This window comes from Cyclobacterium xiamenense, assembly GCF_042140265.1.
In the GTDB taxonomy this organism is placed as follows: domain Bacteria; phylum Bacteroidota; class Bacteroidia; order Cytophagales; family Cyclobacteriaceae; genus Cyclobacterium; species Cyclobacterium xiamenense_A.
This window is the reverse complement of the sequence record NZ_CP159481.1, coordinates 3817089-3836334: the sequence shown is the minus strand read 5'-3', so window position 1 is coordinate 3836334 and position 19246 is coordinate 3817089. Positions and strand designations below refer to the sequence as shown.

Sequence of the window (19246 nt, the reverse complement as noted above, 5' to 3'; positions counted from 1 at the left end):
CTATCTTTTTAGTAGCGTTTTTCAATTTCGGCAGCGGAGCCGGCAGCGGAGATGGTGCCGGATACGCGCAATGCCGCGGTAAAGCTTTTTTCGAATCGGGTAGCCCTTTCTCGAAAATTGCCCCATGTACCGGTCATTCGTTTCACACCAAGCGCTTCCACACGCCAAGCTCCTTGCCGAATAGCGATAAACGGGTGGGTGATTTCATGTAGACTGGCCGGGGTGATCGCCGGTTTGCACCCAAGATGTTGGTTTACTTCCACCGGGCAGCGATCTGTTGTCTACGTTTTTTGGCTGGTAATCTTTCGTTGACAGCGGCCTAACTCTCCCTGTCAGGAGACCTGCAACGAATGGTGTGCGTTTGCCCTGGTGCCTGACCCTTTGCTCTTCCGTATTTCCTGATCCGGTACCAGGAAAAACGATCGAAAGAACCCCATCTGCATGCTACCCCCGGCGTTGGGCTAAATTTCCAATTACGGAAAAGTAACTCGTTGACTCTTAAAACTGAATATACCAGGTTTTTTTTAAAATCGGTCATAAAACGTTCACGAACAGGTATATTTTTTTAATCCCGCGAAGAAGCTTGGTTAAGCCGCTGCTACCCTTCGTAATCAAAAAGAAAGAGGGTAGGCTACCCGATTCTCAAAATTACCTGTGTCCCGAAGATGCACGCGTAGATCAGGCCGCACCGGGTAGAAGCCAAACGGCAGCACCCAGGCAGATCAAGGGTTAAAAACAACCTTAGCCGTTTTCTAACGGTATTTTTTCCGAAATTTGAGATCGTTGAGGCATCGATTCATTTTTTTTCGTAGATTGAATCTGCCCTGAAGGGCGCGAGTAGATACCCTTCGAGCCGAGGAAAATGGAAACGTACCATGGGATTCAGACATTTCAGGCCAAAGACCGATTGGAATGGCGAGAATGGTTGGCGAGGAATCACCGATCCGAAAAATCCGTTTGGCTGATTATTTACAAAAAGGGAAGCGGCCTACCCACCGTGCAATATCCCGAAGCGGTCGATGAAGCATTGTGTTTTGGATGGATAGATAGCAAGCCCAACAAACGAGACGAAAAAAGCTACTACCAATTCTTTGCCAAAAGAAATCCCAAGAGTAATTGGAGTAGGGTAAACAAGGAAAAAGTTGCGCAGCTCATCAAACAAGGGCTTATGCAATCCGCCGGTTTCGAGGCAATAGAAATTGCCAGACAAAACGGGACCTGGACCGAGTTGGATGAAGTAGAAAACCTGATCCTTCCAGATGACCTGCGAGATGCACTGTCAAAAAATAAGACAGCAGGGGATACCTGGGAGGCCTTTCCGCCTTCATCCAAAAGGGGAATTTTGGAATGGATTTTACAGGCAAAAAAGCCTGAAACGAGACAAAGGCGAATCAACGAGACGGTATCCCTTGCCGAAAAAGGTATCCGGGCAAATCACTTCAACCAACCGAAAAGGAAATAAGGGCACCGACACACCGTGGATGGTTCCGGATACGGATAAACCTGCGTCAGCGAAAAGGGATCCTTTCACCTCCACCGACCGGAAAGCCGAATGTCAACTACCTTTACTTCCGGGTCAAGCCCCTGTTTAGGTATTTCGAAACCGGCAAGAAGCCTATGGCCGTACCGGCTACAGCAAACGAAGCCAATTGCCCTAAAAAACGATCCGGTAGTATAGTGAAGCAAAAGGCCCGTCAAGCCGTAAGACTTGCCACACTTTCGCGGGAGCTACCGCAGGCAAACGGGAGACCGATGGAAATCGGCAGCTGGGCATGGACACAAGCTGTTCGGTAACGGGGACCGGGCGGGATACATCTACTGAACATCCGCCAGGAGGGGTAATTGGGTACATTGATACTTTTTTTAGTACATTAGTCGGTAGCCGGCAGACAAAGAAGGTGTTCGGAAGCAGTCTTAGGTTTTGATGGGCATGCCATGAACGATATGGAACCAAAAAAGCAGGAATAGCAGATGAAATAGAGTCTGCCTGAGACAGGCATGGTGCAGGCGGCACAGGGAGAAATGACTACCAACCATGCGAGATTCCCCGTCCGACTGCTGTCATCCGGGCAGACAGGTGACCGCTAAAAAACAAACAATAAACACATGAAAAGACAGGTAGGAAACCCACCGATGCGACACATGGACCCAGGTGTAGGGGTTCAACGTGCGGTACATGCTGACGAAACCGATCCAAAATGGAACCATCGGCACCTGGCCGGTGTCGGATGTAGGCAACTACTTACCTTAGGGATACCTGCCATTAGGGTACTTTTTTTATCCTTGCTGACGATTCCGATCGTGTCCCTGACCTGTTTCTCACAGAAACTTGATGCTTCTTATGGAAACATTGTTGGGAATGATTCTACCAGCCTTGAAATGCTGATCATGATCAAACAGGCACTCGAAAGGGACCGCGTGAAATTGTACGAGCTACGTAACGACAGCTCAAAGTTGGAACCGCTTTTTCAAAAAAACTCGGAGCTGTTTGTGCGGCTGGATATGCAGTTGGATACGGTGGTGCAGGCGGATAGTGCGCCAGAGCAACTGGAAATATTACAAATTGAACGCGAAAGTGCAAAAAGGAAAATTGACCTCCTGCTGGAATACCGGCGGTCCATCAATCAGGGGATTGGAATCATCGAACGAAAGATTCTAAGTATGGAAGAAGCCGCCGACCTGGTGGCAAAAGGGGAGAACGCCACGATTACAGCGATTGGTTTGCAAAAGGATTTAGCGGATGAGCCAAACCCAGCGTCGGAGAGCATCAGGAACTACGATTCAGCCAATGCGGGTCCAAACAATCTGGAAGAATACAGTTGGCAGATAGTAAAAGCAAAAAGGGAATTGGCATTGTAAAGGCCAGATTTGATTACACCAAAAAGGGTTGGTTGCTCATCGATCAACTTCATAATCAAAACGAGGATCACCTCACGGTTGCCCGTGCGCTTTTTGCCACCGGAAACAATCAGTTGACACAATTGTCGGCAGAGGTGGAGATGCTTTCCGCCAAACTTGACAGCCTGGATGATGCGGATTCCACCCATTCGTTTCGAGAGTATTTGCAAGGCAAATTGCAAGGGACGCAGGAATTTGCCACCACTATCAGGAGTTCCCTGGCCTCGGATTCCGCTCAGATTGCCTACCTGGAATCTCGGATTCAGCGCCTTGCCGGATTTCAGCAGGAAATGACCAGCTACATGAGTGAGGTAGCGCGGCAGATAGAAAGCCAAAATCAAAAATTGGAGTTTCTCCGAAGCCCCATCGCTCCCAATAACCTGTATTCGTTTCTTATCAACCGAGGCCCACGCATCGTATTGGGCGCGGTATTCCTTGTCCTGATTTGGATCCTTGCCCGGTGGTTGGTGTATCGGATTTTAACCTATACGATCAAAACGAAAGCGTCGGAGGAACGGGCGGAACGTGTGGATACGCTCAACCGGGCAATCAGAAGCGGTTTGACGGTCGTATTTACGATTTTTGGTGCCATGGCACTGTTATCCGAGTTTGGCATTGACATATCGGTGCTTCTGGGAGGGGCAGCGGTATTTTCCATTGCCATTGCATTTGGGGCACAGAGTCTGGTTAAAGACTATTTTTCCGGATTTATGATCCTTTCGGAAAATCAATACCGGGTAGGCAATGTGTTAAAAATCAATGGAATATCGGGAATGGTGGAAGACATTAGTCTTCGGACCACCATTTTGCGGGATCTACAGGGAGCGGCTCATTTTATTCCTCATGGAGAAATAACCATTGTTAGCAATCTGACGCATTTGTGGTCCAGGGTTGAACTGAATATCGGAATCGCGTATAAGGAAAACGTCGATCAGGTTATGGATGTAATCATGGAGACGGCAAAAAAGATGCGGGAGGAGCCGGAATACAAGTGGCTCATCACCGACGATCCGGAGATGCTTGGGGTGGATGATTTTGCGGATTCTGCCGTAGTGATCAAAGCGCTGGTAAAAACCCGTCCCCTGAAGCAGTGGCAGGTAAAAAGGGAATTGCTTCGCCGCCTCAAAAATCGCTTTGACGAACTGGGCATTGAAATACCGTTTCCGCACCGCACGGTCTATCACCGAGATCTTACGTTCGTAAATCCACAAAGCGAAAAGTTGAATCAAACGCAAGGGAATGAAGGGTCGGAGCTACCCTAAGGGTTGTACGGAATAACCGATACCGATCAATGGATGCCGCAAGAAATCATCCGGACCAACGGGGGTGCCGGGTGTTTGGTTCCGGTCAGCCCCAAAATAGCCCGGGAAAAGGAATAAAGTTTGTAACGAAGCGGTATTCCCTGTATATTTAATGTTCATTCCAAACCGAAAAAACCATGCAAAAAACGAATCATACCCACTATTCCTTTCTCAGTGTGCTGATGCTTTTGCTGGCCGTTGCCTGCGGCAGCCCTGGCGAGCAATCGTCAGCACCTACGCCCTATTTCACTGCCGACGAAGATCAGGGTGGATTGAATCTGGGTTCCGGGCTTCAGGCCTACGTGGTCGCCGAAGACCTGGGACGTGGCCGGCACCTGGCCGTCAATGAAAATGGCGACATCTACATGAACCTGCGGGAAGCCACCGATGAAGGGGGTATTGTAGCCCTGCGGGACACCGACGGCGATGGCCGGGCGGACGATATCCAATACTTTGGTGATTTTGGCGGCACCGGAATGGCCTTTTACAAGGGCAATCTGTATGCCTCGAACGACAGTACCGTGTTCCGGTTTACCTTTTCGGGAGATAACCTGATTCCGGACAATGCCGCTTCACCCGATACGATCGTTTCCGGTCTGCCCGTGCAGACCTCCCATGCGGTAAAGCCCTTTACCTTTGACGAGCAGGGCTACCTTTACCTAAACGTAGGCGCGCCTTCCAATGCCTGTCAGGAACAGGACCGTACCAAAGGTTCTCCGGCGATGGATCCTTGTCCGCTATTGGAGCGGCAGGGAGGCATCTGGCGCTTTGAAGCCGAAAAGGTCGGACAAACCCAGTTGGAACACGGGTACCGGTTTTCCATCGGGATCCGTAATGCGGTGGCCCTGGACTACAACTCGGCGGATGGCCACGTGTATGCGGTGCAGCACGGACGGGACATGTTGCATGCGCTGTTTCCGGAGATGTATTCCGAAGAGGAGAGTGCGGAGCAACCCGCCGAAGAAATGTTTCGGCTAAGCGACGGAGCCGATTTTGGCTGGCCCTATTGCTATTACGATCCGTCTCAGGACAAGCGGCTGACCGCTCCGGAATACGGAGGGGATCGACAGCAAGCCGATCGTTGCGAAGGGACGGAGGACCCCGTCATGACCTTTCCTGCCCACTGGGCGCCCAATGACCTGCTGTTTTATACCGGTGATCAGTTACCGGAGAGTTACAAGGGTACGGCTTTGGTAGCATTTCACGGTTCCTGGAACCGGGCTCCTCTGGAGCAGAAAGGGTACTTTGTCGCCGCTGTTCCGTTCGAAAATGGATCGCCAACCGGGAGCTACGAAGCCTTTGCGGAAGGGTTTGCCGGGGTAGCGACGATCGAAGCACCCAGCGATGCCCAGCATCGGCCTACGGGCCTGGCACAGGCACCGGATGGTACCGTGCTTATTTCCGATTCGGTGAGCGGAAAAATCTGGCGGGTATTCTACCAGGAGGACGAATCCATGGCCATGAATTAGAGCCGGATGACCGGCTTGGGAAACCGGGTATCTCCGGTTAAAAAATCCTATCCTGCCGGCTTCCTCTTTGAGGAGGCCGGCATTTTTGATACAAGGGCTGGTTTCCAGTGGTCGAAAGGGTGGATTCGCCGTCCCTCTGCTATTTCGTATAAAAGTCCGAGTCTATCCAGTACCAGGGGCTGCTGAATGAGACCGAACAACAGGCCTGCTTTGATGACGTTAGCGTACGGAATGCGCTTCCAACGATAGTTCAGGCGACCCATGGAGCCTTTCCCGAGTGGCGCAGCGAATCGGGAATCCCTGGGGATTGGAGTTGACCGGGATGGGGTTTCAGGATCGGGGAGGACCGAGCGTTAAGAAACAGTCCGGTAGGACTAATTTAGGGAGGGGCCCGGTTGCAGCGTTGGACGAATAAGTACCGCTACAACGGGAAGGAGCTAATGGAGGACAAGGGGCATCAGTATTATGATTATGGGGCGAGAATGTATGATCCGGTTATCGGGAGATTTCAGGGAATGGACAAGCTTTCGGACATGTTTACCTCTGTGAGTCCGAGGGTGTATGGGTTTAACAATCCTTTGAAATTCAACGATCCAACTGGCCTTTCCCGAGGATGCGAGGAGTGTGTGGACCTCAACGAAGTTGTGGTTTATGCCACGAGGCTGCCAAGGGTTGCCCCGGATTATAGTTCTCTGATGCGAGATCTAGGCAGAAGCAGCAGTCCCATTTATCGGAATATCAGCTTTACCGCAAAGAACGAGGGTTTATCCCAGGGGTATATGGCTGGAATTTTGACCGGGTGTATAGGTAGTTTTTTGTTTTCCTGGCTTTTGAGCATCAGGCCCCTTAAAAACAAGGCTACGTAATTATTCCATAGAGTAAACTATCCTAATCTCCAATTACCCGTAGGCAGGGTGAAATATGGTGATGACTCCAGGTGACAGGTAACTGCGGGGAAAATGGGTTGACACGATTGAAGATCTGAACAGGCGTCCAAACCTGCTTGGAGACCCAGGCAGAAGGAATGGTATAGGTTTGACATTAGTTGTAATGTACCTACAACTGATTCAATGGATTGACCAAGGGTTTTCCAAATTCGGGAATGCGTATTTCAAATCGATCCCCGTCTTGCACCTCGATTCCGTCGGCAAAGCTTGCCACGGCGGTTCCAAAATAGTGTACATGCACATCCCCCGGCTGTCTGAAAAGCTCGTATTTAAAATGATGGTATTCCAGATTTTCCATATTGTGACTCATATTGGCATTTCCGGTCAGAAATTCCTTTTCCCAGATCACCGCATTCCCCCTTTTTATGGAACTAAGCCCTTGTAAGTGATCCGGTAATTCGCTGATCAGCATTTCCGGACCGTAGGCACTTTGCCGAAGTTTGGAATGGGCCAGATAGAGGTAATTGATCTTTTCCATCTTGTGATCCGAAAATTCGTTTCCGATGGCAAAACCTGCCCGAAAGGGCTTGCCATCCGGATCGATGACGTATAGTCCGGCCAGTTCGGGCTCCTCTCCTCCATCCAGCGCGAAGGTCGGGGAAACCAGGGGATGTCCGGAAGGAACCACACACAGGCCGTTGCCCTTGTAAAACCACTCGGGCTGTACGCCGGGTTCACCCCGGTTCATTTTGCCCCTCTCCAATCCCATCTGAAACATTTTCATGGAATCGGTCAATTCATCGGGATCACTGCTGGCCAGTTTTTTGTGCATCTTGTCCCGCGAGGCAGCCGAGCCCAGGTGGGTAAGCCCGGTACCGGTAATCCAACAACGGTAGGGATCCGGATGGGTAAGCGGAAGTAGGATTTGCTTGTTGGCTATCAGGGGCTCGTAGGCGAGCTTTTGGGTACTGACCAAATCTTCGACCAATTCAACGAGGGATTTGCCCGTTTCAAAGGCCTTCTGTGCCAGGGCATAGGTGCTTGGCACCTCGTTTACGATCCGCAGCTGATCCCCGTCGACCAGACCTACCCGGGTGCTGTTGTCCGTATTTTTAAATTGTACAATTCTCAAGAGTAACTGGTTTTACATGAATAAAAGGGAAAAGATAATAGGCTCCGTTAGATAAGGCAAAGGACATCTAAATGGAATTTTCGACGCGGAGGAACGGCATCTTCTACTACGAGACTTTCCGGTCACCCAACGCCCGGCTGCCCGAAACGTTATTTTTACTATTCAGCCCGATCCGTCTGCTTCCTGAGCCTGCCAGGTTCCAATCTCCCATCAATCTCATTCAACTCCCCTCGGAGTTTAACCCCTCCAAATAAGCCGTAAGATGGGCCACATCTGCTTCGTCCATGTTTAGTTCCGCCGGTTCCGGCATGATGCTACGGCCAAATCTTTTACGGAAGGCGATCGCTTCGGAAGGGATATTGTAGGCTTCGTTTTGCATTCCCTCCAATACCACGATCGGCCCGTCTGCCTGAAGAAAACCTGCAGCCACCGTTTCGTCTTTGAGGGTCACCATCCACATTTCATACCCAAAAGCTACGCCTGCACTCGGATGGATAATGGCATCCAATAAGCCTTGCTGATCAAGTTTGGCGCCGATCATGCTGAGGTCCGGTCCAATATTCCGGCCTTCATTGCCGATCCGGTGACAGGTAGCGCACTTGCCTTGGTAGACCAGCTTTCCCTTTGCAGGATCTCCTTCCAAAGCGACGATGTCCGGTACGGACAGGGAGGCTGGTTTGTTCAGACGAGTGAAATAGTCTTCGGCCAATACGCGGGTGGCTTGCTCCGGATTCTGAAAGATGGCCGAGCTAATTTCAGCCATTATTTCCTCTGAAAGCACCTTTTTCTCTGCGAGGGCCAGCAGCATGATGCCTCCGATACGATCCGCAGCCATGGCTTTTGCTGCCTTGACTTTTTCGCTTTTTGGGGCGGAGCTACTTTCCAGCGTGGCTTTCCATGCCAGCATTTCTTTCTGAATTTCCGGGCTGATCGTGGCCTGCATTTCCGGAATCTGCATGCTGAAGGCATTCCATTCGTTGTTTCTTCGGTACCGTAGCCACCAAAGCGCCCGTTCATTGATCCCCAGCACCTCCGAGGCGGCAATTTCCTGCATGGCATCGACGGCTCGCTGGTCTGGAATAAAGCCCAGTGCGGCTACCGACTGCTGCCGCTCCGCGGCTGACAGTTCGAGCGAGAGCGCCCTTTCTTTTAAACTTTCAATTGCCTGGCTGGGGTGCAGGCGCCATATCAGGTCGGCATATCCAGGTTTCCAGGAAAGGGGATCCCCTCCCAACTTTTGCTGCAATACCGGGAAAATTGTTTCTTCTTTTCCCTCCATGGCCAGGCCCAACGCTTCTACGTAATAGCGATCGCCCCCTTCGTACTGGGAGGCCAGCGTAATCACGATGTCTTCTACCTGGTTCTGAGGGAGGTCCCGGAGGGCCAGCGCCACTTCCCGTCGAACCGCCGCGGAGGGATCGCTGCTCAGCTGACGGGCATGGGGTAAGAAATCGGACTTCGCCTGACGCAGCGCCCGGAAAGCCGTTATGCGCAGATGGGAATTATCGGCTTTCAACTGGCGCTCCACCGCTGTAATCCCTTCCGGCCCCATTGTTGCCAGCAGCCAAATGGCTCGTGCCCGATGGTAGGGGTTTTCGTCGGTCAAAATTTTCTTCACGGCTTCCACCGCTGCAGGTCCTTTTCCGGCCAATAAAGCAAAACCGGCGTTTCGTACGTTGACGGCGGGATTCAATAATGCGGCTATCTGCCCCTCCGTCGTGGAGAGGTCAATTTTAGGTTTGGGTAATGGCTTTCCTTTGGGCGTAATCCGATAGATACGTCCGTAGCCGGTGCTGTCGATCATCCGGTGCCCACCTACCATGCCATCGTACCAGTCGGCCACGTAGATCGCTCCATCGGTGCCCACAACCACATCACTGGGGCGAAACCATTTTGTTTTATCTTCTCCAGTGGTCCGGCTTTGGGCGGCTTCCACCTCTTCATCGCTTAGAGAACTGATCAGGTTGTGGCGTTTTAAGCGGAATCCGGCGCCCATTGGCTCGGGTTGGTAGGCGAGGATCACGTTGCGGCCGGCCTCACCGGCCAAAAGCGTGCCCCGGTACTTTTTACCCAACAAGTCACTTTCGTAAAAGGCTACACCCGTAGGCGATCCGGCACCGGTACTGTCTCCCATGGGAATGACTCCGGGATCATCCTGGTGCCAATGTGCCTTCACGGTGGACTGTCCGGGACGTCGGTCCGCCTGCCACCGTCGCGACCCATCGGGATTGAAATACCCCATATTGCCCCCTTCCATCAGCCAGGACACACGCACCCCTTTGTTGCCATCGTCGTCGTTGTCATTTTGCCACATGTTTCCGTAGGAGTCAAGAGCCAACTCGTAGGAATTCCTAAAATTGTGGCCGAGCACTTTCATTCCTGTGCCGTCCGGATTGATCCGCAGGGCGATACCGCCCACCCAGACTTTACCGTCGTCACTGACCATTCCGGGACGGTTGTCTTTCATGTGCGGGGAACCACCGTTGTACAGACTACCCGAGCGGAGCGTCCAGCCACTTTTGTCGGTGACGATGTGTGGTCCGGCATTCCCAGCATTAAAGTAATACTTCCCATCGGGACCGGCCACGACCGCATGCAGCCCGTGGTCGTGGTCCAATCCACCAAAGCCTGTCAAAAACACCTCTTTTTTGTCGGGAATATCGTCCCCGTTTTCGTCGGTGTAAATGATGATGGAAGGTCCGCTGGAAACAATCACCTGGTCACCAATAACCGAAATTCCGAGTGGAGCCGTCAGATCTTCGTCCTGCACAAACACTTTTGAACGATCCGCTTTGCCATCTCCATCCGTATCCTCCAGGATTACCACCCGATCTCCCTTTTCGTGGTGATTGAATTTTTCCGGGTCGTTCCGAAACAAGCGGTAGTTCAGGGCTTCGGTGACCCAGATTCTGCCTTTGCTGTCCACGTCCATATTCGTAGGATTAAAAAACTGGGGAGATTCTGCCCACAAGGTAGCTTCCAGGTCGCCCGGCAAATACAGTCCGGTGCTGTCTGAAAAATAGCGTTCCTCCAGAGAAAAGGGCGGCGGCGGGTCCTCATTTTGGCAACTCAGGGAAAATCCGACAATGCAGCCGCTCAATAGCTGTGCAAGCATTTTTTTGCCTTGATACAGTGTGGATTTCATCAAGCTTTCGGATGTTTTAGGAGAATTCATGGTATTTTATTATTCTTGTAGTGTCTTCTTTTGATCAGTTACTTCTTTTCAGAAGATGTTAAAAGTAGGAAAAAATGAATAAAACGAAAAGACTATTTTCGTTTGCCGGGTTAGTTTGGCCGAAGCGGAACGGAAAACGTTTAGCCAGTATCCCTGCTGCCGATTTTCCTGGTAAAAATGCACGGTAGAAAAAAGCTAGTTCCAGGCAAATGCGTTAACTCCAAAGAAGTACGCACCCCTTGATTACCAGATAAAGAGCATCTTTTATGACAAAACGCAGAGAGTTTTTGAAGAAAACCGCCCTGAGTTCCGCGGGAATCACCATGGCCGGTTTCGGATTCAGTGCTAAGAGTTACGCATCGATCATGGGTTCCAATGACCGGATTCACCTCGCGCAGATCGGAATCCGAAACCAGGGGACCGTCCATATCAACAATTATTGCAGCCTGAAGAACAGCCATAATGTGGTGCTTAAGGTACTTTGCGATGCCGACGAAGCGCTTTTTGATTCCAAAGCAAAAATTGTTGCCGAAAAAACGGGTTCCAGGCCGGAGTTGGAATGGGATTTACGCAAGGTGCTGGAAGACAAGGAAATCGATGCCGTTTCCATGGCTACCCCCAATCATTGGCATGCGCTGGCTACGGTTTGGGCCTGTCAGGCAGGAAAGCATGTTTATGTGGAAAAGCCAGCTTCCCACACGCTATGGGAAGGCAGGAAAATGGTCGAGGCAGCCCAGAAAAGCGGCTTGACGGTGCAGGTAGGATTGACTAACCGGGCATTTAGGAACGTACAGGAAGCCATCCGTTTTCTCCACGAAGGAGGAATCGGAAAGGTATACATGGCCCGTGCACTTACCTACAAATTACGCAATTCCTACGGGACAGCAAAGGACAGCATGCCTCCGGATTCCCTGCATTATGACCTTTGGCTGGGACCGGCTCCTTACAGACCCTACAACGAGAAGCGCAGCCATTACAACTGGCATTGGTTCTGGGACACCGGCAATGGGGACTCCGGAAATACCGGTACGCATCAATTGGATATCGCCCGATGGGGACTTCAGAAGTACGAGCATCCGGAAACCGTTTATTCCAGAGGAGGAATTTACGGGTTTGATCAGGATGGGTGCCTGCCGGACAATTGCACACCGGGCACCCTGGTTTATGGAGACGTAGAAACCTACGGACATGATCCTTCCATGCAGGAAACCCCGAATGTACAAACGGCGCTTTTCAACTATGCCGATGGGACGATGCTGGAATACGAGGCTCGCGGCAGGTACACCAACCACGAGGGTAGTGAGGGCAGGGAGGTAGGAAACCTCTTTTATGGATCGGAAGGCTGGCTGGAAATTGCCGGCACTTCCTGGAGGGCATTTCACCACCGGGAAACGAAACCCTTTGCTGGTTCAAGTGAAGCCGATTCGGGGCAGGAGGGCACGCTTTTTTCCAACTTTCTGGAATCCATTCGGTCCGGGGATACGAACCACCTCCAATGTTCCATGCAGGAAGGGTTTTATTCTTCCGCACTTCCCCTTCTGGCGAATATTTCCTACCGGGTGAAACGCGAACTGAGGTTCCTGGGAGATAGCGAGCAGTTTGCCAACGACCCAGAAGCCAATACCTACCTGTCCAAAATTTACAGAGAACCGTTCACTTTTCCCAAATAAGCTACACATGAAAAAACACATTGTTGGTACCCTTCTTTCGGTTTTTGTCGCATTGCATGCTTTTGGCCAGGCTGTACCCACGGGTAATCCGGCGGATTTTAAACTAAAAACCTGTCTGCATTCCATTGGTTATTCCGGACTGTGGCGGGGACAGGCTGTTCTTACGGTGGACGAATTTCTGGTAAAAGCAAAGGAGTTGGGGTACGATGGAGTAATGCTGATGGCAAAGGCTCCCCACCTCTCCCTGCTGGAATACGATAAGGAAGCCCGGGAGCGACTCAAGCGCAGGATTGCCGAGTTGGATTTAACCCTGGTAGGCCTTGCCGGATACTCTGATTTTACGGCGGGGATGGATAAGCCCGGAATTCCTCATACTGAAATTCAGGCGGCCTATATCGGGCAGTTGGCGGAATTGGCCAGAGACCTGGGAACCAGCATGATCCGCATCTTCACCGGATACGAACGTCCGGGGATTCCCTACGATAAACAATACGCCACGGTGGTGGAAGGTATTCGCATGGCAGGTAAGGAAGCCCAAAAATATGGCGTCACCCTGGCCATTCAAAATCACCACGATATTGCCATCCACCACGATGCCATGTACTGGTTGCTCAACGAAGTCAACCTGCCCAATGTCATGTCCGGCTGGGATGCCTGGTCGCCTACTTTAGAAGGGCTTAGCAAGGAGGAGATCAGAAATTCCGTGCGGAAGATGCAGCCTTTTCTGGTAAATACCATTCTGGCAGATTACATCCCCTTACCCAGGTACCAGTACGAGCATGCGCTTACCAACTACCGTTCGGAAAAACCCGTGATGCGGGCCACGGCAATGGGTGAGGGGATCATCGATTACGAGAACTTTATCGGTGCCTTGAAAGAGATCGGTTATCAGGGGTATCTGGTGTACGAGATGTGCGAAGTACTCGAAGGGGGAGGTAGCATAGAAAACCTGGATGCCACGGCAAGGAAATTTCTGGACTATGTAGAGCAATTTGAATGAACCCAAAACAATTGCGGGAGAAACCTGCGGCCCATTTCGGTAGGCAGTCCGATGAAAAGTAACCCAAAGGTGTTTTTTCAGGATAGCAGCCAATGGATATACCATCGTTACCTTCATTTACCCAACCCATTTACTACATGAAACATCTGTTTATTCGTATACTCCTCGTCGCCGGAACCCTTTCGGCCTGTACGCCGGGCAATCGACCCGTTTTCGACGACATGCCTGGTATGGTTTCCTATACCTACCGGGATAGCTTCTCCAAAGATGTGGCCGCTACTTTGGATACCTTGCAGGCCATGGGCATCAAAGACATGGAATTTTCCAACCTTTTCGGAACGACGGCAGCGGAAATCCGGCAACTGCTCGATGAAAGGGACATGTTTTGCTCGTCTTTTGGTGTGGGTTATACTGATTTAGTCAATAAAACGCAGGAAGTGGCAGCAAATGCGAAAACGCTTGGTGCCAAGTACGTGCGGGTGGCCTGGATACCTCATGAGGCACCTTTTGACCTTTCCGACGCTGAAAAAGCGGTTGCGGATTTTAACAGGGCGGGAAAAATATTAAAAGAAGAACATGACCTGACCTTTTGCTACCATAACCACGGGTACGAATTTTATCCCCATGGAGAAGGGACGCTCTTCGATTACATGATGGAGCAGACCGATCCGGCTTACGTAAGTTTCGAAATAGACATACTTTGGACCTTCTTTCCGGGCCAAGACCCCGCAGCCTTGATCCGGAAATATCCCGATCGCTTTAAATTGATGCATCTCAAGGATCTTAAGAAAGGCGTGGAAGGAAACATGTCTGGCGGGACACCTAAAGAAAACGACGTCGTTTTAGGCACCGGGCAATTGGACCTACCGGCTATCCTGAAAGCGGCAAAGGCATCTGGGATTGAACATTATTACATAGAGGACGAAAGTCCGGTTTATTACCAGCAGGTACCAAAATCTATCGCCTATTTGCAGGGTTTGAGCGAGTAACGAACTTACCACACATGTGAAAATCCATAATGCCGGGTGGAACTCACCTAAAATGAGCATGGTACCAAATCGGATTTCCTAAGGTGGCGGGATTTGAAGGTGCTGATGTACAGTATACGCGGAGTTTAACCGTGAAGGATTGTTTTTAGTCGTTTAATTGGCTAGCCCTAAAAAGGTAAACTATTGAATGTCATGGCAACCGAAGTAGTGAAGCGCTGGATTAATGTGGACGAATACAATAAGATGGCGGAAGTAGGGATTCTAAAGGCAGAGGATTCGGTGGAACTTACTCACGGAGAAATTTTTCAAATGAGTCCCATAGGAAGCAGACATGCAGCGATAGTTGATTGACTTACCAAGGTAATGATTCAACTTTTTGATGGAGAAGCGATTGTAAGCGTTCAACATCCAATTCGATTTGATCCTAAGCGTGAGACAGAGCCGGATATCTCCCTACCGAAATACAGGTCGGATTATTATTCTACCGCGCATCCGAAACCTTCGGATGTGCTCGGAATTATTGAAGTGGTTGGTTCTTCCATCCGTTTTGACAGGGAAGTGAAAGCTCCCTCTATGCTGCACACCCGATTCCGGAATACTGGATCATTCATCCGGACAGCGATCAAATCGACTATTTTTCCAAACCTCAAGGAGAAAGCTACACCGAAACCCGGGTATTTGGGCCGGGAGCCCAGGTATGGCTACTGGGTAAAAAATTCGCTGTAAACGAGCTACTCATTTTGCCACGAAGGAACAGGACGTACACCTGTAGCCTCTGGAGGCTGCTGTGATGTTAGGGGAATGCCGCTCGGTTTTTTCTGAAACAAGCCGTTTTTTTTGGTTTGGTGGACTGCCTTATTCAGCGAACGATGGCGATATGGTTTTTTTAGATCCCGAATGACTATCCGTACCTCTTTTTTTTTAAAGATCAGAGTTTTGTGGTTCAAAAATTGCTGTAGGTTTTCAAATTCAAAACATGAAGCTATTCCAATGCGGCAACTGCCGACAGTCTGCTTATTTTGAAAACACCCATTGCTCGCATTGCCGGACCCTGCTGGGCTTTGACTCCGAGCGGCTGAAATTGCTAGCCTTGCAGGCTGGAAAAGACGGCTTGTGTAGCAAAAGCGATCCGGAACGGGCCTATCGCTATTGCGACAATGAGGGTATGGGCGTGTGCAACTGGTTGATTCCACAACCTTCGTCGGAACGTTTTTGCAGGGCCTGTTCGCTGAATCGGGTGATTCCAGATCTTTCCAACCCGGCCTATAAACAACGCTGGGCCACCATCGAACAGGCCAAACATCGCCTGGTTTATTCCTTGCTGCGTTGGAATCTTCCATTTTTTCCAAAAGCAGGGCTTTCAGGAAGCGGGCTGGCCTTTGATTTTAAAGCCAGCCAAAATCAGGAAACCGTATTCACCGGCCATGCCTCCGGGATCATTACAATGAACATCGCAGAGGCAGACGATGTGGAACGCGCCATGGCAAAAAAGCAAATGGACGAAGTGTACCGCACCGTATTGGGACATTTCAGGCACGAGACGGGACACTATTATTGGGAAGTATTGGGGGCGGGGACTCGTTGGCAAGAGCGCTTTCGCGAGCTGTTTGGAGACGAGCGGGAGCCCTATAAACAGGCTTTGGAATCCCATTACCGAAACGGTTCTCCCGCAGGTTGGCAGGATAAATTTATTTCGGCCTATGCCAGCGCGCATCCATGGGAGGATTGGGCAGAGACCTGGGCCCATTACCTGCACCTGGTAGATACCCTGGAAACGGCCCATTCCTTTGGCTTGATCCTCGGTCCCCGTCTGAACGAAGCAGCGGCAAGCAATGTCGCTCTGAAGCTGGAAGATGGCTATTCTTGTTCCGATTTTTCGAAGCTGCTTCGGCAATGGGTACCCTTGTCTCTGGCGCTGAACAGCTTGAACCGAAGCATGGGACTACCAGACAGTTATCCCTTTGTCATCAGCGAGCCAGTGGCCAAAAAAATGGAATTTGTGCACGAGTTTATCCGCTACCAGGGGGAGAGATAGCGATCCATTCTTCGGTAGCGGCAGCGGGTTCTGGTTCCAGGAATCTCCCGTTCTTTTCTTGTTTCGATCATTCTTTTTGATGGAAGCTGCAGCGGACGCGGCTCATTGATTGATGGAAATTTGGTTTTCCATACCGAAAGAAACGGCAAATGAAAAAAAATAGGTTCCGATGTGGATGATAATCCCGGGCAGGTATTATCTTTAGTTTTTGAATGGTATTTTTTGGGTGTTGATTGTAGGGGTATGAAAGCGAATTATTTTCATAGGTTAATTCTGGCCATCGGTGGTGTTTTGATTTCCTGTTTACCACAGGAAGGGGATTTGGATCCCCCGACGGTACTTCCCGCTAAAAGCCTTACCAACGAGTCGTACGGAGCCCACCCCCGGCAGGTGGTTGATTTGTACCTTCCCGCAAACCGGCATGAAAATACACCCACCTTGATTTTGGTTCACGGGGGAGGCTGGATCGAGGGCGACAAATCGGATATGCATCCGTTTCGGGATTTTCTTCGCGAACAGTTTCCCTATCTGGCAGTGGCCAACCTCAATTACCGCTTAGCGGATGCGGCCCATTCTCCTTATCCCATGCAACTTGACGATATTCAGGCCTTGGTCACCCATTTGGAGGAGCACCGGGAGGAATACCGATTGGGACCTCGAATAGGTTTTTTGGGGGTAAGTGCGGGCGGACACCTTTCCTTGCTTTGGAGTTATACCCGGGATACCAAAGGTAGCGTACAAATGGTTTGCAGCATGGTAGGCCCCACCGACTTGCTGGATGAATCTTACCGCAGTTCCAGCGATCCAACGCTTCGGGAGATGCTGGATGTTTTCGGTGAAAACGAAGCGCTATTGACAGCCGCCAGTCCGGTATACCAGCTGCGTTCTGGGGCGCCTCCCACCTTGCTATTTTATGGAGGACAGGATCCGCTGGTCCCCAATTCTCAAGGAATGGGATTTCGGGATAGGTTGTCTGCACTTGGCGTGACCCACGAGTTTCATTTTTATCCCAATGAGGGACATGGTTGGTTGGGTTTGAATCTGCTGGACAGCCTCGTGAAGCTAAAATCCTTCGTAGAAAAGCACCTTCCGGACGGCAGATAAATCCTCGTCCATACACTTGTTTGGTTGGCCGGTTCGGTACAGCCCCCGCGTTTCCATAGGCAGCCTATCGCTTTTTTTGGACAAATGCATGGGTGAAAAAAGGATTTACTGGCCTAATAAATTATATATTAACTTTTTAAAATACCTGTAAATTGAATTTAAACAATAACATATATGGTATTTTTTTCTTACTTAAGTAAATTTTCTTAGCTTTGAACTTCTTGAATCAAACAAAAGGCGCATGCCCTATTTGCTATTGGTGGCTTTCCTTTTCGGTAGTCACAGACAAGCGGAGGCAACGAAAGACAGTGTAAAAAATATCAAGGAAAAACAGGTGATACGGATCGGTCAGGACTATGGTACCGAAAAGAGTAGCCTGGAATTGCCGGTAAGCAGCTTCGAAGAAACCTTATCGCGAGATACAACCTGGTTGAAAATTGGTGGGGCGTTTCGACTAAACAACGTCTATGCCCACTACGAAGGACAGACCTTCCCCTTGGGCACCTTTTTGCGAAACGAATGGACCTGGGATACCTGGCGGGTCAATGTTGACGCCTACAGTGAGGGCATCGAGCTTTCGTTTGAATACCGGTTTTATCCCACATTCAACACCCACTTTCTCAAATACGGCTGGCTGGGGTACCGGTTGACCAAAGACACGCAGCTAAAAGCGGGAATTACTCAGGTTCCTTTTGGTTTGCTCACCTATGCTTCCCACAGCTGGTGGTTTCAGTTGCCGTATTACCTTGGATTGGAGGACGATCACCAAATGGGGGTTCACTTCTCCCGGGAAAGGGCTGGATGGCGGTGGGACGCGGCCTATTTTCTTCTGGCAGAGCCCCGCGGGACCAATGAAGCGACATTTGGTGCCTTTTCTACCGCCAGGTACTCCTATGACGTCGTACCGATCCCTGGGAATGCCAATATTGAGCGGCACCAGGTGAACCTTCGGGCTGCCCGTAAGTGGTCGGGGCAGGAGCTCGGACTCTCCCTGCAGCGCCATGAATTGTACAATTTGCAAACCGGCCACAAGGGCTCCCAATGGGCCGCTTCTGTACACCAGGAAGGCAACTGGGGACCCTGGAATCTCAAAGCTGCTGCGATTTATTATGCGTACGTGGATGTGAGAGACGATTCGGGAGAAATACTGGATGTGGTGCAAATGGGGGCCTACGGCTTTGGCACCTACGATGTGGCCAGCAGCGGTGCCCTTTACCTGTTGGGACTTGCGTACGATATACCGTTGCGCTGGGGTCCGGTGCGATCCATTCAACTGTACAACGACTATACCCTTATGCAAAAGTTTACGGAAGTAGACGGAGGTTCTGCTTTTACCTTTCGAAATTCCCAGCAAAACGTCTTTGGCGCATTGGTTTCGGCAGGGCAGGTCTACACGTATTTTGACCTGGCCATGGGCTACAATCATCCCTGGATCACCGACACCTTTGGTGGAAACGCTCTCGGAAGCGGCAGGGGGGTAGATTTTCGACAGCCGGTGTCTGACCTGAATCCTACCGATACGGACCCGGGTTGGAATACCCGACTAAACATAAATATTGGCTACTATTTCTAATAAAAATACCCTT

At 50.6% G+C, this 19246-nt stretch carries 16 protein-coding genes; 13 read left to right on the top strand and 3 right to left on the bottom strand.

The window, feature by feature from the left end; all coding sequences use genetic code 11:
- Positions 1 to 8: 8 nt before the first annotated feature.
- On the bottom strand, positions 9 to 137 hold the full coding sequence (locus ABWH99_RS15545; protein WP_375582766.1) for a hypothetical protein: 129 nt from the start codon (positions 135 to 137) through the stop codon (positions 9 to 11).
- 725 nt (positions 138 to 862) lie between these two features.
- Between ABWH99_RS15545 and ABWH99_RS15540 the strand changes: the two genes are divergently transcribed.
- The 5 genes from ABWH99_RS15540 to ABWH99_RS15520 all read left to right on the top strand — a co-directional run bounded on the left by ABWH99_RS15540 (position 863) and on the right by ABWH99_RS15520 (position 6534).
- On the top strand, positions 863 to 1462 hold the full coding sequence (locus ABWH99_RS15540) for a YdeI family protein (protein ID WP_375582765.1): 600 nt from the start codon (positions 863 to 865) through the stop codon (positions 1460 to 1462).
- Positions 1463 to 2106: 644 nt separating this feature from the next.
- The gene (locus ABWH99_RS15535) at positions 2107 to 2859 is read left to right on the top strand and encodes a hypothetical protein (RefSeq protein WP_375582764.1); all 753 of its coding nucleotides are present in this window, start codon (positions 2107 to 2109) and stop codon (positions 2857 to 2859) included.
- Entirely contained in the window at positions 2820 to 4160 is a 1341-nt protein-coding gene (locus ABWH99_RS15530) for a mechanosensitive ion channel domain-containing protein (protein WP_375582763.1), read from the top strand. Before ABWH99_RS15535 ends, ABWH99_RS15530 begins: the two co-directional genes overlap by 40 nt.
- A gap of 176 nt (positions 4161 to 4336) precedes the next feature.
- Positions 4337 to 5668, top strand: a complete 1332-nt coding sequence (locus tag ABWH99_RS15525; protein ID WP_375582762.1) for a PQQ-dependent sugar dehydrogenase — start codon at positions 4337 to 4339, stop codon at positions 5666 to 5668.
- Positions 5669 to 6063: 395 nt separating this feature from the next.
- Positions 6064 to 6534, top strand: a complete 471-nt coding sequence (locus tag ABWH99_RS15520) for an RHS repeat domain-containing protein (RefSeq protein WP_375582761.1) — start codon at positions 6064 to 6066, stop codon at positions 6532 to 6534.
- A 190-nt stretch (positions 6535 to 6724) separates the two neighbouring features.
- Here the strand turns inward: ABWH99_RS15520 and araD1 are convergent, their stop codons facing one another.
- Entirely contained in the window at positions 6725 to 7687 is a 963-nt protein-coding gene (gene araD1 / locus ABWH99_RS15515; RefSeq protein WP_375582760.1) for an AraD1 family protein, read from the bottom strand.
- A 220-nt stretch (positions 7688 to 7907) separates the two neighbouring features.
- Positions 7908 to 10832, bottom strand: coding sequence for a PVC-type heme-binding CxxCH protein (locus tag ABWH99_RS15510; protein WP_375582759.1), 2925 nt, complete (start codon positions 10830 to 10832; stop codon positions 7908 to 7910).
- Between the two features lie 296 nt (positions 10833 to 11128).
- Here ABWH99_RS15510 and ABWH99_RS15505 point away from each other — a divergent pair, with 296 nt between their 5' ends.
- The 8 genes from ABWH99_RS15505 (at position 11129) to ABWH99_RS15470 (ending at position 19233) form a co-directional block, all read left to right on the top strand.
- Entirely contained in the window at positions 11129 to 12532 is a 1404-nt protein-coding gene (locus ABWH99_RS15505) for a Gfo/Idh/MocA family protein (RefSeq protein ID WP_375582758.1), read from the top strand.
- A gap of 7 nt (positions 12533 to 12539) precedes the next feature.
- A complete protein-coding gene (locus ABWH99_RS15500; RefSeq protein ID WP_375582757.1) occupies positions 12540 to 13532 on the top strand; it encodes a sugar phosphate isomerase/epimerase family protein in 993 nt (330 codons plus the stop codon).
- 137 nt (positions 13533 to 13669) lie between these two features.
- Positions 13670 to 14521 carry a sugar phosphate isomerase/epimerase family protein gene (locus ABWH99_RS15495; protein WP_375582756.1) on the top strand — a complete coding sequence of 284 codons (852 nt, stop codon included), beginning with the start codon at positions 13670 to 13672 and terminating at the stop codon, positions 14519 to 14521.
- Positions 14522 to 14713: 192 nt separating this feature from the next.
- Positions 14714 to 14872 (top strand): hypothetical protein, encoded by a 159-nt coding sequence (locus ABWH99_RS15490; protein ID WP_375582755.1) that lies wholly within the window; start codon positions 14714 to 14716, stop codon positions 14870 to 14872.
- A 236-nt stretch (positions 14873 to 15108) separates the two neighbouring features.
- On the top strand, positions 15109 to 15312 hold the full coding sequence (locus tag ABWH99_RS15485; RefSeq protein WP_375586585.1) for a hypothetical protein: 204 nt from the start codon (positions 15109 to 15111) through the stop codon (positions 15310 to 15312).
- A 185-nt stretch (positions 15313 to 15497) separates the two neighbouring features.
- Complete coding sequence (locus ABWH99_RS15480; RefSeq protein WP_375582754.1) at positions 15498 to 16556, top strand: putative zinc-binding metallopeptidase; 1059 nt, start codon at positions 15498 to 15500, stop codon at positions 16554 to 16556.
- A gap of 243 nt (positions 16557 to 16799) precedes the next feature.
- Positions 16800 to 17660, top strand: coding sequence for an alpha/beta hydrolase (locus tag ABWH99_RS15475; RefSeq protein WP_375582753.1), 861 nt, complete (start codon positions 16800 to 16802; stop codon positions 17658 to 17660).
- A gap of 241 nt (positions 17661 to 17901) precedes the next feature.
- Positions 17902 to 19233: a hypothetical protein gene (locus tag ABWH99_RS15470; protein ID WP_375582752.1), complete on the top strand. Its 1332-nt coding sequence runs from the start codon at positions 17902 to 17904 to the stop codon at positions 19231 to 19233.
- The last annotated feature ends 13 nt before the right edge of the window (positions 19234 to 19246 follow it).

Bases quoted from the DNA above. Each gene is read 5' to 3' on its own strand.
- ABWH99_RS15525 (WP_375582762.1), top strand. From the start codon at position 4,337: ATGCAAAAAACGAATCATACCCACTATTCCTTTCTCAGTGTGCTGATG.
- ABWH99_RS15490 (WP_375582755.1), top strand. From the start codon at position 14,714: ATGGCAACCGAAGTAGTGAAGCGCTGGATTAATGTGGACGAATACAAT.
- ABWH99_RS15470 (WP_375582752.1), top strand. From the start codon at position 17,902: ATGCCCTATTTGCTATTGGTGGCTTTCCTTTTCGGTAGTCACAGACAA.
- ABWH99_RS15505 (WP_375582758.1), top strand. From the start codon at position 11,129: ATGACAAAACGCAGAGAGTTTTTGAAGAAAACCGCCCTGAGTTCCGCG.
- ABWH99_RS15510 (WP_375582759.1), bottom strand. From the start codon at position 10,832: ATGAAATCCACACTGTATCAAGGCAAAAAAATGCTTGCACAGCTATTG.
- ABWH99_RS15480 (WP_375582754.1), top strand. From the start codon at position 15,498: ATGAAGCTATTCCAATGCGGCAACTGCCGACAGTCTGCTTATTTTGAA.
- ABWH99_RS15545 (WP_375582766.1), bottom strand. From the start codon at position 137: ATGACCGGTACATGGGGCAATTTTCGAGAAAGGGCTACCCGATTCGAA.
- ABWH99_RS15540 (WP_375582765.1), top strand. From the start codon at position 863: ATGGAAACGTACCATGGGATTCAGACATTTCAGGCCAAAGACCGATTG.
- ABWH99_RS15495 (WP_375582756.1), top strand. From the start codon at position 13,670: ATGAAACATCTGTTTATTCGTATACTCCTCGTCGCCGGAACCCTTTCG.
- ABWH99_RS15535 (WP_375582764.1), top strand. From the start codon at position 2,107: ATGAAAAGACAGGTAGGAAACCCACCGATGCGACACATGGACCCAGGT.
- ABWH99_RS15475 (WP_375582753.1), top strand. From the start codon at position 16,800: ATGAAAGCGAATTATTTTCATAGGTTAATTCTGGCCATCGGTGGTGTT.
- ABWH99_RS15500 (WP_375582757.1), top strand. From the start codon at position 12,540: ATGAAAAAACACATTGTTGGTACCCTTCTTTCGGTTTTTGTCGCATTG.